The sequence below is a fragment of the Hydrogenimonas urashimensis genome (assembly GCF_016593255.1).
Taxonomy (GTDB): Bacteria; Campylobacterota; Campylobacteria; order Campylobacterales; family Hydrogenimonadaceae; genus Hydrogenimonas; species Hydrogenimonas urashimensis.
Genome location: NZ_AP023212.1, coordinates 2066928 through 2081919, shown reverse-complemented (window position 1 = coordinate 2081919; position 14992 = coordinate 2066928). Strand labels below are relative to the sequence as shown.

The window sequence follows — 14992 nt, the reverse complement described above, 5'->3', positions numbered from 1 at the left end:
TTGCTTCCTGTTTCGTATCAGTTGTTGTCGAGACGCTGTCGAATGGCAAAAAAGAGATCAATGTTTTTAAGAAACAGATCGAGCAGTCGGGGATCGAACTTTTTTCCCCGCTCTTTTTCAAGATACTCCATGATCTCCCGGGGAGGCCAGCTTTTCTTGTAGATACGGTTCATGCTCAGTGCATCGAAAACGTCGGCGATGGCGACGATGCGGCCGAAGATATGGATCTCCTCCCCTTTTTTTCCGTTGGGATATCCCGTTCCGTCGTAATTTTCATGGTGTTCCAGCGCCACGATGCGCGCGGCTTTCATGAAGGGGCGTTCCGAGTGGCCGAAGAGCTCGCCGCCGATGAGGGTATGGCGTTTCATGATCTCGAACTCTTCGGGGGTGAGATTGTCGGGTTTGAGAAGAATCCTGTCGGGTATGGCGATCTTGCCCACATCGTGCATCGGGGCGACGACGGAGAGAAGCTCCACCTCCTTCTCGCTGAGCCCGGCGAGCTCTCCGAGCACGCGACTGTACTCGGCGACACGCTTGACGTGGTGTCCTGTCTCCCGCGATCGGCTCTCCGCCACTTCGCCGAGGATGTAGAGCAGCTCTTTTTGGGTATTTTTGATCTCTTCGTTGAGCTTGATGATATCGGTGATATCGTTGTGAATGCTGATGATCTCCTCGATCTCCCCGTTGAGTTTATAGATGGGGATGAAGACGGAGTCTGCCACGTGAAGCTGGTTGTACTTGTCCTGGCAGCGGATCCTCTCGCGCAGTACACTGCGCTGCTTCACCGCCTCGGCCACATCCCGTTTGAGAACCGACTCCATATTGGGGCAGAGCTGATAGAAGGATCGCTGCTTCAGTTCATTCTTCCTGAAGCCGAAAATATGGTCGAACCGCGAGTCGGTTTTGAGGATCGTGCCGTCTTCCGAGAAGCGGCAGATCGCCGTACCTTCGTTGATGGCGTTTTGATACTGTTCGAGGAAATGGATCTTCTCCTGCAGCGTATCCTGTGTTTCGTCGAGCTCGTTCTTGATGATTCTTCGGTAGTTGATCAGTTCGGTGATATCCTCAAGAAGCATCATGAACTGGTATCCCGGCTTGTCGACATCGTAGAGCGGAATCAGTGTCGCCTTGAATATCAGCTCCATGTCGCACTGGGTGATCAGATGGATCTCCCCATGCCAGCTGTCTCCTCCTTCGATTGCCTCGAAGAGCGATTTGTAGCGGGCGAAATCGCTTCCTTTGTAGAGAATGCTTTCAAAAGGCTCCCCCTCCAGCAGATCGAGCCGGTAATTGAGCCGCATCGCCATCTGGTCGTTGATCTTCTTGATATGGCCGCCCTGATCGATGTAGATCAGCAGCGCCTCCTCTTCGATTGCCAGATAGTGCTGCGCCATCGTCGCCTGAACCTGTCTCTGGGCCCGCTCGTAGGTGATCTTCTTGGCCAGATCCTCCACGGTGCGCAGCAGTTCGTTGATTTTGACCGGCTTGCGCAAAAAGGAGGTGATTTTCGCTTCGATTGCGGCGAAAAGGTGGTGCTGATCGCTGTAGGAGGCGGTCAGCACGATCGGGGTGTCCCGATCTTCGTCGCGGATGGTCTTGGACATTTCGATACCGTCCATCCGGGGCATTTTAAGGTCGGTGACAATGATGTCGGGTCGATGCCTTTCGTAGAGCCTTAGCCCCTCTTCTCCGTTTTCAGCCACCCATAGCGTCTTGACGCGGGGCCCTAGAAACGGGATCACGTAATTACGGATCTCCTTTTCGTCTTCGACATACAAAACGGTACACGACTCCAGAGGGTTTTCGAGTTCCAACGACGACCTTTTTCCAAACAAGTTACAAGAGGCTCAATTCGACCCCAGCTATCCAAAAACACGAATCTCAAACAGGCAACATCCCGTTTACGCGCTGCCGCTTCCGCCTGTTGTGTGTATGACGTCACACATCATGTGCCGGTTGCCGGGCAGTTGCGGGGGCATATGATGGATAGCGTCTGTTTTTAATATCGGCAGTTTTGCCAATTAGTGTTGAAAAAAAAGAAGAAAAAAGAGGATATTTCGTCAAAAAGGAGGCGATTCGGGAAGAATAGAGAGAAACTTCCCGAATTTTCCAACCGTTTGGGTAATTTTTTGTGAACAGTCGATCGGATCTATTATGTTTTGTGTATTTTTATGGCTGCAGGCTCTACTTCCATACGCCTGCGATATGTGTGTGGCATTTCGGGCAGTTGCCCTCTTCATCCAGGTGGTTCACGACCCGCTCACCGATGTAGCCCTGCCGTTCGATCACCTTGTAGCCGCAGCCGGGACAATAGGTCGATTCCCTGTCGGCATCGGGATAGTTGCCGACATAGATGTATTTGAGTCCTGCCTCCTTTCCGATCTCATAGGCACGCACCAGCGTCTCGATGGGGGTGACGGGACGATCGAGCATCTTGTAGTCGGGATGGAAACGGGAGATGTGCCACGGCATGTCGGGACTCAGATCGGCCTGGAATTTTGCGATCTGCCGCAGCTCTTCGTCGCTGTCGTTGATGCCGGGAATGATCAGCGTTGTCGTTTCGATCCAGATTCCCTTCCCGTGGGCGTATTCGATGGCCTGAAGCACCGGTTTGAGACGGGCGCAGCTGATCTTTCGGTAATTCTCGTCGTCGAAATATTTGATATCGATATTCATGGCGTCCACATAGGGTGCCAGCTCGTCGATCGCCCTGCGGGTTTCGAATCCGCTCGTGACGTAGATATTTTTAAGCCCTTTCTCCTTGGCCAGTTTCGCGGTGTCGTAGGTGTACTCGAAATAGACGATCGGCTCGTTGTAGGTGTAGGCAACCGATTTCGATCCGGTCTCCAGTGCCAGCTCCACTATACGCTGTGGCGGCAGGTCCTGTCCGAATACCTCATAGTTGTGGGTCTGAGGATGTTGGCTGATCTCCCAGTTCTGGCAGAATTTGCAGCAGAAATTGCACCCCACCGTACCGATCGAGAAGACCGGCGTGTCGGGCAGAAAATGGAAAAGCGGCTTCTTTTCGACAGGATCCACATGCACAGCTGCCGCCAGCCCGTAAACCGTCGATTTGAGTTTTCCGTTCTCGTTGACACGGACACCGCATTTGCCGTATTCGCCAGGTTCAAGTTTGCAGGCGTGCCCGCACGCCAGACAGAGGACTTTGCCCTCTTTGAGCTCCTTGCTCAGCCACGCATCGTGTGCCATAATGCCCTCCTTCGATGGTATCGCTTTTTAAACAGCATAATACAACGGGGGTTAAGGGAAGGTTAGAACGAGGCGAATGACAAAAGCGGCAGGATGCCGCCGCCGTTTCCTGCCTTCCGATGTTCCTACCCTACTTTCACAAGTTTCAGAGTATCGAGAAAATAGATATAGGCATCGATTTCTTTTTTCTTTGGCATCAGCGCTTCAAGCGCCTCCTTGTAGCGAAGAAGCTGCTCCTTGTAGCTCCGGATGTCGTGGGGGGTTGCCGTTTTGTAGTCGATAATGACACCCTTTTCGCCCTGGTCGACAAAAAGATCGACGATGCCCTCTTTTCCTTCGAAAACATAAGGGAGTTCGTGGATCTCTTTCCCCTCCGTCAGCAGCAGATACTCCATATTGCCGCGTCCCGCTTTGACCAGTTCTTTCGCCTTCTTGACATCGCAGAGAGCACCGTACCGGTTCAAAAAGGCGTCTTCGTCTTCCGTTTCGAACAGGTAGTGGACCCCCTGTCCCAGGTAGATCGCCTCAAAATCGTTCGCCTGGTACCGTTGATTCTCCTGCGGCACATTCTGCCGGCCGTAGTCGCGAAGATGCACCGTCAAAGGCGCTGACTCCTTTTCTGCTGGCTTGCGAATCGCCTCGACGGAAAAGTTTCCGAGTGTCTGCGGCTTCAAATCGAGAAAGTCGAAGATTGAGCCTTTCTCTTTTTTTACGACAAAAAGAGAGCGTCTGGCACGGGTGAAAGCGACATAGATTTTGTTCATCCTATCCTCAGCGACCAGCGATCTCTCCCTCTTCAAAGCGGCGGCATACTCGCCATCGACCTCTTCGCGGTTCTTGAATTTCATCCAGACTCTTTTGAGCTCGATCCCCTCGTAATCGAAAATCACCGGTGTGGTATCCGATTTCGACCGACCCAGCCGATCGAGCACGATCAGATGCTCGAACTCCAACCCCTTCGACTTGTGGATTGTCAGCACGTTGATACCGCGAACTTCCCGGGGAGGCAGCTCCTCTTCATAGTGGTCGATCTCATGGATGAATTCGACCAGATCGTGCAGCGGAATCGCGAACTCCAGCAGCTTCATGGCCGCTTCGTCAAAAAGAGCGTACCGTTCCATCATCGTTTTGATCATTTTCGCGGGCCGATCCAGTGGAATCTCCGCCTCGAAATCCGGATCGTAGGGACGGCCGATCAGCGTCAGGAAATTGAGCCGATGCAGCGATCCCTCCTTTCCGCGCAACCGGGCGTAAAGAAGACGCATCAGTTCGATCATCGCCTTGGCGCTGGGCTGCTCGGACACTTTCGCCCGCTTGTGGGTGGCGATCTCTTTGCCAAAGCGCTCCCGGATCATATCCCCAACCTGCAGAATCTCCTTGTTGTCGTGGACCAGAACCGCGATCGATTCGTCGGCCGCCCCCGCGTCGATGAGGCGCCCGAGCACCGCCGCCAGCTCTTCGAGCGGCTCACCCTCCGCCACTTCCACATAGCCGCCTTTATGAAACGCTTTTTGGGGTGGCTGCACGTAGGGGAAGGTGCGATTGACGAAATCGACGATAACCTCCCCGGTACGGTAATTGGTATCCAGATGCCCGACGTGGATGTGGAACCGTTTCGCCACATAGTCAAAAAGCGCCTTCTGCCCGCCGCGGAACCGATAGATCGACTGTTTCGTATCGCCCACGTAGAAAAAGGTGCGCTCGCTCCCCCCCGAAGCGATCTCTTCGATGATCGGTTCGAAAATCCGATACTGGGTGACCGACGTGTCCTGAAACTCGTCGAAAAGGATATGGCCGATACGCGCATCGAGACGGAAATAGAGAAATTGGGTGAAATCCTTCTGACGCAGCAGTTCGTAGACCAGATGTTCGATATCTTTGAAGTAGAGTCGGCCGCAACGGCGCATATAACCGCTCCTGCTCGCTTTGTAAAGATCGTAGAGCGCAAAAATCCGCGCCAGGAAAAAGCGCTCTTTTTTCCTGTAGTAGGCCGCCACCTCCCGCTTGAGTTCGGCGAACCACTCGTCCACGACGGGAGTGTAGACTTTTTTGTAATCCCAGTAGTTCAGGCTCTTTTTCGCGAACCATTTGCTGTGGACGACATCGTCGATCGTTTCGAAATCCATCGTCTTTTTTGCCCGCTCGCTGACAGGCTGATCCTGAAAATACTCTTTGATCCGCAATGCCCAGCGCATCGCCTCCTGGTCACTGTAGGGTTCCACGGAATATCCAAGAGGCGGGAGCTCCTTCTCTTTTTCGTAAAGCAGTTCGAAAAAATCGCTGATGTTCTGGCGCTTCTGTGCCTCAAACCGGGCGAAATCGACCAGCTCCCTGTAGTGCCTGTCATCCAGATTTTGCAGAAAGTGTCCGAAGAACTCCTCCGTGGGTGTCGCGGCGATTTCGAAATCGCTTTCGATACCCACATACCAGCAGAATTTCCTAAGCACCTGGTGGATGAATTTGTCGATGGTCATCACCCTCAAATCGCCGGCAAGAAACCGGCGCAGCACCTTGGGCCGTTTCGCCTCGATCTCTTCGATGCCCATTCCGCTGCTTCGGGCAATCGCTTCGGCCATCTGCGAGGAAAGCTCCTCCAGCGAAGCCATCAGCCGCTCCCGCATCTCCCCCGCCGCCTTGTTGGTGAAGGTGATGGCCAGAATCTCCGAAGGTTTCGCGTCCATGAAGAGCAGCGCCAGATACCGCGCCACCAGCGCGAAGGTTTTGCCGCTGCCCGCGCTGGCGCTCAATGCCAAAAGTCGTTCCACACCCATTCCTTGGTAATTGATATTACACAGTATACACTACCATCCATCAAACGAGAACGCGCGCGGCGGCTTCGTCGAAAAGGGAGCGCGCCGTTTCGGATGGTCTGTATGCCCGATACCATCGGAAGGCAATCCTTCAGGAGCCTATCCGTTCTTTGATCTCCCTAATCAGCTCTTTCTGCCGCTTGTAGATATAGTCGAAGATATAGCTTTCATTCACATCGCTGGGCTCGAGAATCACGACCAGTTTGTGATACCCGTTTTCTTCACGGTTGAAGAGGATTTCTCCGGGAACCGCGATATTGACGAAACCTTCTTCATTTTCCCACGGCAGCTTGAAGGAGAGATCGGCACGCTTCTGCCGCAGTTCGTTCTCCGCGAATTTGCCGGCGTTGAAAAAGAGGGCGATGGAGTTGATCGAAATGTCGTGGACAAAGCCACTGTAATGGTTCTTTCCTACTTTGAGCGATACAGGAAGGCGTGAAGTCACATTAACGCGCGTATGTTTGCGGTTGTTGATGGAAGTGTGCATCATCTTCACCTTTTTCAATATCGCCAGAGGCCGCTGGGCATCGGTCATGTGCACTTCCGCCTCGATATCCCCCGGCAGATGGGGAGACTGAAAAACAACCCGTCTCTCTTCCCGCATGACGAATTTCTGGATTTTTTCGGTTTTGACGACAATCTTTCCCTCTTCGACTTTCAGTATGCGTGTCGGAGTGGAGATGGGAAGCCCCTTGTAGATGTTGAGCAGTTTGACAGGAAGCCGATTGGCCATGATATTGGTGAAAAACTGCATCAGCAGATCCTCCTCCTTGCGGACTTCCTGGCCCGTGCCGCTCCTGTAACAGGAGAATCCTTTCGTATCGGCGACCGAAAGCTGCCCCGTGTAGAACTTTTCGACAAGATTGATCAATGCGTTGAGATCTTCGTCGTGAACATCGATCAGGACAAAATCGGCCGTGAGCGTAATATTCTGCTCGAATTCGAAAATTTTGATCTCCGCCACGAAACGCTCCAGCCGCTCTTTCAGGCCCGTGGCGGCATCTCCCGTAAAAAGCAGAGCCGGCATATCCTTGTGCCAGACGCCACAGGACTCCACGGGCTGGAAATGGGTACACATCATTTCACCGAACGATTTGACGACACTGTGTGAAACGCTCCATCCGAAATTTTCGACGATACTGTGCAGATTGCTTATGCGCACGGCAAGAAGGGCAAGCGGTTCGTCGGAGCCGATACGCTGCGCCATTTTGTCCTTGAGCGTGTCGACAAACCCGATTCTCGAAACGAAAGTGCCAGATTGCACATCCATGCGGTCATCCAGGGGGATGAAAGTATACAGATGCTCTTTTTCCCCATTTCCCGACAGGGCGACCAGCACTCTTTTGTCACGGAAAGGGATCAGCCGGACGTCTCCTTCCTTCCGTGGAAAATCGGCAGGGGAGAGTGTGTGCCAGATACTCTCCGCGAGGTGTGCCGCATCGGGTACGCCAAAAAGCCGTTTCGCCGCCGTGTTTGCAAAAAGAGGCTTCCCGCCCGCCCCCGCAAGCACCTGCGCGGCCCCCATATCGACGATTTTCTGCAACTGGATGCTGCGTGTCTGCTCCTGCATCCTCTCCATCAGGGCCGGTAGCACCTCTGCCACCGCCTTCATCACATCTTCCCTGGAGGCCGGAAGCGGATGAAGACCGAAAGCGTGATGGTCGATCGCGAACCGTTGAACTTCCGGGCGTTCCGGGTCCTTGGCAAAAAGTATCAGTTGCCAGTAACGCAATTTCCGAAGACGCTCCATCGCCTCCTTGCGTTTTAAAAAATCGTTCCCTTCTCCGTCAGTCTGCAAAAGAACGAGATGGGGTGGACCGCCCGAGCCGCACTCCCCAAGCTCTTCGTAGGTGCAAAGACCGCAATGGTCATCGAAATCACGGCACCACCTGAAAAACTCTCCCTCTTTCGGCGCCACGACCAGGACCCTGAAAAGTTTGAAGCGCTTCAGAAAATTTTCATTATGCATTGTATCGCTCTGACTCGAATTTGTGGCAATGTTTTGCAAACCACATTGCGATATTATATCCAATGAAATTTAAACCGTTTTTCACATCTTCTATTCTCTTCCGCACGCTGTTTTGTAATCACAGTATCTGCACATTTTCAAATCGTCGGTCATCGGGTAGTCGAAAGTTTCACGCTCATTGAGCACTGCCAGCACTCTGTCGAGCTCCTCCGCCTTCCCGTGCAGATCGATCTTCTGCTTTTTTACGTTGTAAAGGTCGTAGTAGATCGCTTCGACCCGATGCCCGGGAAACGTCTCTTTCGCCCAGAGCCAGTAGAAAAGAAGCTGGAAGTCGTTGGCATCGGAGAGTGTTTTGTCCAGATGTTTCGTCGTTTTGTAATCGATGAGGCGGACCACATCCTCCCCCAGATCGATGCGGTCGGCCCGGCTTGAGAGCCTGAAACCGCCGTAGGTCACTTCGATCCACTCCTCCAGCGCCACCTGATGAAAGGAGAGCAGTTCGTCGTAATCGGCCCGGCAGAACCGCTCGAGCCGCTCCTCCCAGGTCAGCGAGATTTCGAAACGCTGCAGAATATCCCTGCTGCCGCGGTAGATGTGATCGATCAGAAATTCGAAATAGCCCTCGGGCGAGAGAAGCTCCGTTTTGCTCAGCGCGGCCGCTTCGAGGGCCTCGTGTATCAGTGTGCCCACCACCTTCTCCTCCTCGCGCTCCGACCTGATTTCCAGCAGATAGCGGTAGTGGAAACGCCGGGGACACTCCAGCCAGTCTTTGAGTTTCGTCGGTGTCAGCTCCGGTTTACTTCTAAACGGGTTGGGTCCTGATAGCGGGGCAGCGTACCTCACAGGCGATGTGGAGCGTGGAGCGATAATGGCACGATAGCGGCCATTCTCCACCGTAGGATCGCCCAGCCCCAGCTCCGCCAGAAACCGGCTTGGCAGGCTCTCTTCGTTTCTGACGCAGCACAGGGCCGCCCGCCCGCTGTTTTGAAGAAGTCGGTAGTAGTAGTTTTTCTGGAGATTCTCCTTGTCCTTTCGTGTCGGCATGCCGGCATGGCGGCGGATGGCACTGTTGAGAAAGAGGTCTTTTTCGCTCACCTTGGGCACCACCTCCTCGTTGAAGTCGACGATCACCACGCCGTCGAAAGTTTTTCCCCGGCTCTCCAGAAGCCCCATCACCGTGATCCTGCCGCCTCCCACATCGTCCAAAGAGAGCGGTTCGAGACGCTGAAGCCACGTGTGCAGCAGCTGCAGGGGGGTGGCGTGCCCAAGAAGCGGGCCGAACTTTTTGAACGAAAAGAGCGCCTCGTCGATCGCTTCCAGCTCCTGAGGCCGCATCGGAACCTCCTGCAGAAACGCCAGAAACGACGTAAAATCACTCACCCGTGAAAAAGCTTCCGTCAGCTCGTCTTTGGCCATTTTCTCCTTCGCGCTTGCACTCCGGTCCGCAAGGGCATCATAAAGATCCGCCAGCCTGCGATAGTAGCGGCTCTGTACAAAGGGGGTCCCCATGGCGAAATTGAAATTCTTCAGCGGATCGAAAAGCTTCAGATATTCGGCAAAATCCTCGTCGGGCAGAATGACGGCGACCCGGTCGGGGTCGGCGCCCGCTTCGATAAAAGCCTCCACCTTCCGAAGCACGTAAGCCACCTGGTCAATCCGCTCTTCGAAAGCGGCCAGATCGATCGCATCGCTTCGAAGCGCCGGAAGCCTCTCCTCTTCGACGATCACTTTTCGCCGCCAGTCGAGGGTGCAGCGCCGGTTCGTCGCCACAGATTCTTCAAGACCGAGACGTTCAATCAGCTTGCTATTGAAAGGGGTGGTGACGAAATGGAGGAACAGAGGCGTTTCGATCCGCTCCAGCACCCCCGTCTCGAACCGGCTCAGATAGCCGTCGACATGGATGTCGATCCGCTCAAACTGCCTCAGAAATTTTTCATTGAGCCGATAGGCGCCAACCGCCGCCCTGTCCACGAGCCCCTCTTTCTCCAACAGGGTCGTGTACCGTTGGAAAATCGCCTGCAGAATCTGCAGATGCTCCTCGTATTCGGCATAAAGATCGACCTCTTTGAGTTTTTCGATCGGCACCTGTTCGGCATGAAGCTCCTCGAAAAAACGGAAGACGAACTCCGAATTTTTTACGAAGCTCAGAAAATTTTTATCGAAGCCGAGCCGGGAAATGTCGAGGGTTTCGATGGCCCGGTAGAGGTAGAGCACCCGGCTCGCTTCATCCACGAACACCCGGCCCGGCACCACGACCGTCCGCCGCAGAAATTCATCCATCGTGTAGAGTTTCGGCAGCAGCGTATTGTCGTGCGCCGCCACAAAATCGCGTATCCGGCGGTGGGTCGAAAAGACGATGCACTCCATCACTCGACCCTTTCGAAACGTCCCGCTTCACGGTTTTTCCGTATCTTCCGCCATGGAAGCACCAATCCGTGCATCGCGATGTAGACCCCGGGGTCGAGAAATCCCGCCGCCGTCACGGCCGAGACGAGATTGGCCGTCGCTTCGGTAGGATCGATCGAAAAAGGGACCATCGCCCCTGTCAGCACCACCCGCTTCTTCCCGGCGACTCCCGGCCATCCGGCCAGCGCTTCGGCGCTTTTTTTCATCGTGTCGGTGCCGTGGACGATGACGATGGCATCCTCTTTCGTTTCCGCGGCCATTTCGCACAGCAGATCACGGTCGGCATCGTCCATCTCCAGACTGTCCTTGTAGATCGCTCCGCCAAGAAACAACGTCCGGTTGGCTCGCAAAGAGGCCAGCGCCGCTTCCACCGCCCGGTCGTCCGCCGGAACGAAAAGCCGGCCGGCCACCGGATCGTACCGCTTGTTGAAGGTCCCGCCCGTATTGATAATCCGTACTCTTTCCATAAAAGAGATTATACCCATATCGGCAACACCTCCACAATCGGTTTATAACGAATATGTTAAAATCGGTTGAAACGAAAGAGGAGGATGCATGACAAGGTGGGCTCGGACGATAGTGTATACGATCCTGGCACTCTCTCTTTTTGGCGGCTGCGGTTCCAAAGAGCCGTTGCCCGCATATAAAAACAAGGACGCGCAGTACCAGCAGAAACAGGCACACGATGCACTCGATTCGCTGGATAGAGAATTTTCAAAATAACAAAGGAGAGAAACGATGCGTTATGCCAAACCATTAATCGCCACCATGATCGTTCTGGCATTTTTTGCCGGATGCAGTTCCAAAAAACCCGAACCGGAACAGATTCAGAGCGAATGTACGATCCATGGCAAAGAGGCACCCAAATGGGTATGCGGACTGCATCATGACGATGCATACTATGCGGCGGTCGGTACGGCGCAGATCGGCAAACTCGGTTTCGGTTTCGCCCGCAAAGAAGCACTGGCCGATGCCCGCTCCAATCTGGCCCATCAGATCATTCTGGATGTGAAAGCCAGAACCACACAGTTCGCCCGATCGACAGGGGTCGGTGAACAAGAGACGGTGGAACGTGTCGTCGAAAACGTTTCGAAACAGGTCTCCCGCGTAACCCTTCACGATTCACAGCAGGCCGCCTACTGGGAGCATCCCGAAGACGGCTCGATCTATGTGCTTGTGAAAGTGGACAAAAAGAGTGTGGACGAAGCCGCCCGCCAGGCGATCATCAGCAGCTACAAAAACAACGATGCGCTCTGGCAGCAGTTCCAGGCCAAACAGGCGCTCAAAGAGCTTGATAAAGAGTTCCCAGAAAATCGATGAAGCTTGTCGCTCTCGCTCTCGTGTTTCTTGTTTTCACAGGATGCTCGAAAACGGTCCGTATCGCCTCTTTGCAGCCGGCCGAGATCGACCGGGCCGCCGGCGCGAAGCGGATTGCGGTGTACACATTCAGGCATGACACGGTCGGCTTGACGGAAAAAATCGAAACGAAAGCGGCAGCCGCCAGGGTGGACGGCAAGCCATGGTTTACCGTCATAAGCCGCGGCGACCTCAGCAAAATTCTCGAAGAGCTACGTCTGCAGGAGTCGGGACTCGCCGACGAGGAACAGGTGGTCGAGGCCGGGAAGCTGCTGGGTGCCACCGCGCTCATTACCGGATCGGTCACCGCTGCGGATGCGGAAGACAGTTACTACACCGAAAAGAGATTCGAATGTCTCGACAAAAAGTGCAAGGAATACAACATCTTCGATGTCTCCTGCATGGAGCGAAGCGCCGTGGTCTCCGCGCATATCCGTCTGGTGGACATCGCCAAAGGAGAAGTCCTCTTCGCCGATACGTTGAAACGCTCCAGACACTGGAACCGCTGTTTTGACTCCAGCACGCACATTCCAACAAAAGGTGAAGCGCTCGATCTGCTTGCGAACGAAATCGCCGATCACTTCATTCAGCGCCTGACGCCCCATTACACCTATCACGAGGTCGAACTTCTGGAGGAACCGGACATCGACTATTCCGCCGAAGAGAAAAAGCTTCTGAAAAACGCTCTGACGTTTATCGAACACGGCCGTTACGACAAAGCGGAACAGCTGCTCGGCGAACTGCTGCGCAGTACGGGGGAACAGAGCTATGTCGCAGCGTACGATCTCGGCGTGGTGAAGGAGACAAAAGGAGAGCTCGAAGCGGCGCGTTCACTCTATCTCCTGGCCGACAGAAACTGCCCGGAACCCAACGAAACGATCGACGCGGCGATTGTGCGTATCCAACAGTCGATCCGTGCGAAAGAGAGTGCCCTGAAGCAGATGAACCAATGAAAAAAATCGCCTGTTTCCTCTTTGTCGCACTCTTTTTTTTCGGTGGCTGCGCCGAGCACACACACCAAAGAGCCGCCCGAAAACCGCTCACCGCTCCGGTGTGGTATCTCAACCCTCCGCCGAACAACCGGGAGTGGCTCTACGGCACCGGCGAAGGAGAAACGATGGAAGAGGCGACACGACACGCTCTTTCGAACCTCCTGGCACGCATCCGGGTCACCGTCTCCTCCACCTACAGATCGCGGGAATACTCCCACCGGGATGTCTATGAACACACCTTCAAAGAGAGCACCTACGACATCGAAACGACGGTCGAAAAAGTGCCTGTGACACATTATGAAACCTTGCGAAGCGAACGTCTGGCCTGGAACCGTTACATCACCCAGGTCGGAATCCATCGCGATGATTTTACAAAATCGCTTCTGAAGGAGGTTTCCGGGCAGATCAAAGAAGCCGAAGCGAATTGGAACGCCCCAAACGACGCCAGCGGGCTGTCGCGATTCAAACAGGCAAAACGCTTGAAAGAGATGTACGAAAAGATTCTCCCCGAACTGATGATACTCGCGGCCCTGGACCCTGCCTATGAGCCGCTCTATCGAAACGTGACGGAACGCAAACTCTTTTTCATCCGCAAAGAGAAAGAGGCCAAAGAGCACTTACGGTTCTGCATCGAGCCGGTTCGAAACAGCGATTTTCTCCCTTTCGCCAAAACGGTGGCGGCCGCTCTCGCGCAACGGGGCTTTGCCCTCACGCAGAAGCCTCCCTGCCCGAATGGGGCTCTTCGTGTAGCCCTCGACCCCACCCTCTCTTACGACAGAATCCATGGATTTTACATCGTCAAAGGCACGGTCGACCTGAAACTTTCCAATGGCGGCGAAAAAACGGTGGAAGAAGGGATGCGATATCCCATCAAAGGCGTCTCATCCAAAAGCCGCAAAGCGGCACTTCTTCAAGCGTCGAAATCTTTCGAAAAGAGTCTCGAAAAGAGATTTTTTCTCCCCTGACACGCACTCAATACCGGCCAAATAACGAAATTATAAGTTGCTCTGCCCTATGATGGAGTATGGGACAAGTTCCATCGGAAAGGAGTGATCATGGGCATCAATGAGCAGATCAAAAAAGAGGTGGACACACTTTTTGAGCGAATCGTGAACATTCGCCACGATATTCACCAAAATCCGGAGCTTTCCGGTAAAGAGAAAGAGACCAACCTCCTTTTGCGTTCCATATTGGAGGCGGAGGGCATCTCTTTCAAAAGGTTCGAAAACCATTACGGCCTCGTGGCTGACATCGTCAAAGATCCCGCTCTTCCCACGGTCGCCATTCGGGGCGATATGGACGCGCTCCCGATGCCCGAAAACAGCGACAAACCCTACGCATCGAAAAAAGAGGGGATCATGCATGCGTGCGGCCATGACGCCCATACCGCCACGGCTCTTGGCTGCGCCCTGGTACTCAACCGCATCAAAGAGAAGCTGCCGGGCAACGTGCGCATCATTTTCCAGCCCGCCGAAGAGATTCTCGAAGGGGGCAGCAACCAGATGATCGAAGACGGAGCGCTGGAGGGTGTCTCCGCCATCTTCGGCCTGCATGTCTACCCCTATCTTCGCACAGGTCAGATCGGTTACAAATATGGCGTGATGATGGCATCAGCCGACACTTTCAGCTTCGACATCTATGGCAAGACGGCCCACGGTGCCAGGCCCCACGAAGGCATCGACGCGGTGCTGGTGGCGGCCATGGTCATCAACTCCCTCAACCATATCGTCAGCCGGCGCATCGACCCCCTCCACCCGGCCGTCATCTCCATGGGAAAAATCGAAGGGGGAAACGCACCCAACATTATCTGCGACTTCGTCACGGTCGCCGGCACAGTCCGTACCGTCAACGAGTCGGTACGCAGAAAGATTCCCGAAATGATGGAGACGACGATCAAGGGAATCTGTACCGCCATGGATGCCAAATACCACTTCAACTACCAATTCGGCCCGCCGGAACTGACCAACAACGACCACATGGTGGATATCGTCAAAGCCGCGGCCGAAGAGGTGGTGGGAAAAGAAGGACTCGTGGATCTGGTGGATCCGGTCATGGGCGGGGAGGACTTCTCCCGCTACCTGCAGATCGTTCCCGGCGCCTTCTTTCGGCTCGGCGTCTGCAACGAGGAGAAGGGAACCTGCGTTCCGCAGCACAATACGCGGTTTGACGTGGACGACGACGCGCTGACGATCGGCATGAAAATTCTATGCCTCAGCGCCGTCAAAGCGCTCAGGGAAGCGAAGGGATAG

General features: G+C 54.3%; 11 protein-coding genes. 5 read left to right on the top strand and 6 right to left on the bottom strand.

The annotated features are described in order from the left end of the window. Positions 1-17: 17 nt before the first annotated feature. The 6 genes from JMG82_RS10630 to JMG82_RS10605 form a co-directional block, all read right to left on the bottom strand. Entirely contained in the window at positions 18-1814 is a 1797-nt protein-coding gene (locus JMG82_RS10630; RefSeq protein ID WP_201352709.1) for a response regulator, read from the bottom strand. A 370-nt stretch (positions 1815-2184) separates the two neighbouring features. Then, positions 2185-3210 (bottom strand): AmmeMemoRadiSam system radical SAM enzyme, encoded by a 1026-nt coding sequence (gene amrS / locus JMG82_RS10625; protein ID WP_201352708.1) that lies wholly within the window; start codon positions 3208-3210, stop codon positions 2185-2187. 125 nt (positions 3211-3335) lie between these two features. After that, positions 3336-5975 (bottom strand): RecB-like helicase, encoded by a 2640-nt coding sequence (locus tag JMG82_RS10620; RefSeq protein WP_201352707.1) that lies wholly within the window; start codon positions 5973-5975, stop codon positions 3336-3338. A gap of 136 nt (positions 5976-6111) precedes the next feature. Further along, positions 6112-7989 (bottom strand): PilZ domain-containing protein, encoded by a 1878-nt coding sequence (locus JMG82_RS10615; RefSeq protein WP_201352706.1) that lies wholly within the window; start codon positions 7987-7989, stop codon positions 6112-6114. A gap of 90 nt (positions 7990-8079) precedes the next feature. Next, complete coding sequence (locus tag JMG82_RS10610; protein WP_201352705.1) at positions 8080-10356, bottom strand: PD-(D/E)XK nuclease family protein; 2277 nt, start codon at positions 10354-10356, stop codon at positions 8080-8082. Further along, complete coding sequence (locus JMG82_RS10605) at positions 10356-10862, bottom strand: asparaginase domain-containing protein (RefSeq protein ID WP_201352704.1); 507 nt, start codon at positions 10860-10862, stop codon at positions 10356-10358. The genes JMG82_RS10610 and JMG82_RS10605 overlap by 1 nt, the downstream gene beginning before the upstream one ends. A gap of 88 nt (positions 10863-10950) precedes the next feature. Here JMG82_RS10605 and JMG82_RS10600 point away from each other — a divergent pair, with 88 nt between their 5' ends. The 5 genes from JMG82_RS10600 (at position 10951) to JMG82_RS10580 (ending at position 14992) form a co-directional block, all read left to right on the top strand. Then, entirely contained in the window at positions 10951-11118 is a 168-nt protein-coding gene (locus JMG82_RS10600; RefSeq protein ID WP_201352703.1) for a hypothetical protein, read from the top strand. Between the two features lie 15 nt (positions 11119-11133). Next, positions 11134-11715, top strand: a complete 582-nt coding sequence (locus JMG82_RS10595; protein WP_201352702.1) for an LPP20 family lipoprotein — start codon at positions 11134-11136, stop codon at positions 11713-11715. After that, positions 11712-12704, top strand: a complete 993-nt coding sequence (locus JMG82_RS10590; RefSeq protein WP_201352701.1) for a CsgG/HfaB family protein — start codon at positions 11712-11714, stop codon at positions 12702-12704. Before JMG82_RS10595 ends, JMG82_RS10590 begins: the two co-directional genes overlap by 4 nt. Continuing rightward, positions 12701-13708, top strand: a complete 1008-nt coding sequence (locus tag JMG82_RS10585) for an LPP20 family lipoprotein (protein WP_201352700.1) — start codon at positions 12701-12703, stop codon at positions 13706-13708. Before JMG82_RS10590 ends, JMG82_RS10585 begins: the two co-directional genes overlap by 4 nt. 90 nt (positions 13709-13798) lie before the next feature. After that, positions 13799-14992 (top strand): amidohydrolase, encoded by a 1194-nt coding sequence (locus JMG82_RS10580; RefSeq protein ID WP_201352699.1) that lies wholly within the window; start codon positions 13799-13801, stop codon positions 14990-14992.

Bases quoted from the DNA above. Each gene is read 5' to 3' on its own strand.
- JMG82_RS10595 (WP_201352702.1), top strand. From the start codon at position 11,134: ATGCGTTATGCCAAACCATTAATCGCCACCATGATCGTTCTGGCATTT.
- JMG82_RS10615 (WP_201352706.1), bottom strand. From the start codon at position 7,989: ATGCATAATGAAAATTTTCTGAAGCGCTTCAAACTTTTCAGGGTCCTG.
- JMG82_RS10580 (WP_201352699.1), top strand. From the start codon at position 13,799: ATGGGCATCAATGAGCAGATCAAAAAAGAGGTGGACACACTTTTTGAG.
- JMG82_RS10610 (WP_201352705.1), bottom strand. From the start codon at position 10,356: ATGGAGTGCATCGTCTTTTCGACCCACCGCCGGATACGCGATTTTGTG.
- JMG82_RS10590 (WP_201352701.1), top strand. From the start codon at position 11,712: ATGAAGCTTGTCGCTCTCGCTCTCGTGTTTCTTGTTTTCACAGGATGC.
- JMG82_RS10605 (WP_201352704.1), bottom strand. From the start codon at position 10,862: ATGGAAAGAGTACGGATTATCAATACGGGCGGGACCTTCAACAAGCGG.
- amrS (WP_201352708.1), bottom strand. From the start codon at position 3,210: ATGGCACACGATGCGTGGCTGAGCAAGGAGCTCAAAGAGGGCAAAGTC.
- JMG82_RS10585 (WP_201352700.1), top strand. From the start codon at position 12,701: ATGAAAAAAATCGCCTGTTTCCTCTTTGTCGCACTCTTTTTTTTCGGT.
- JMG82_RS10600 (WP_201352703.1), top strand. From the start codon at position 10,951: ATGACAAGGTGGGCTCGGACGATAGTGTATACGATCCTGGCACTCTCT.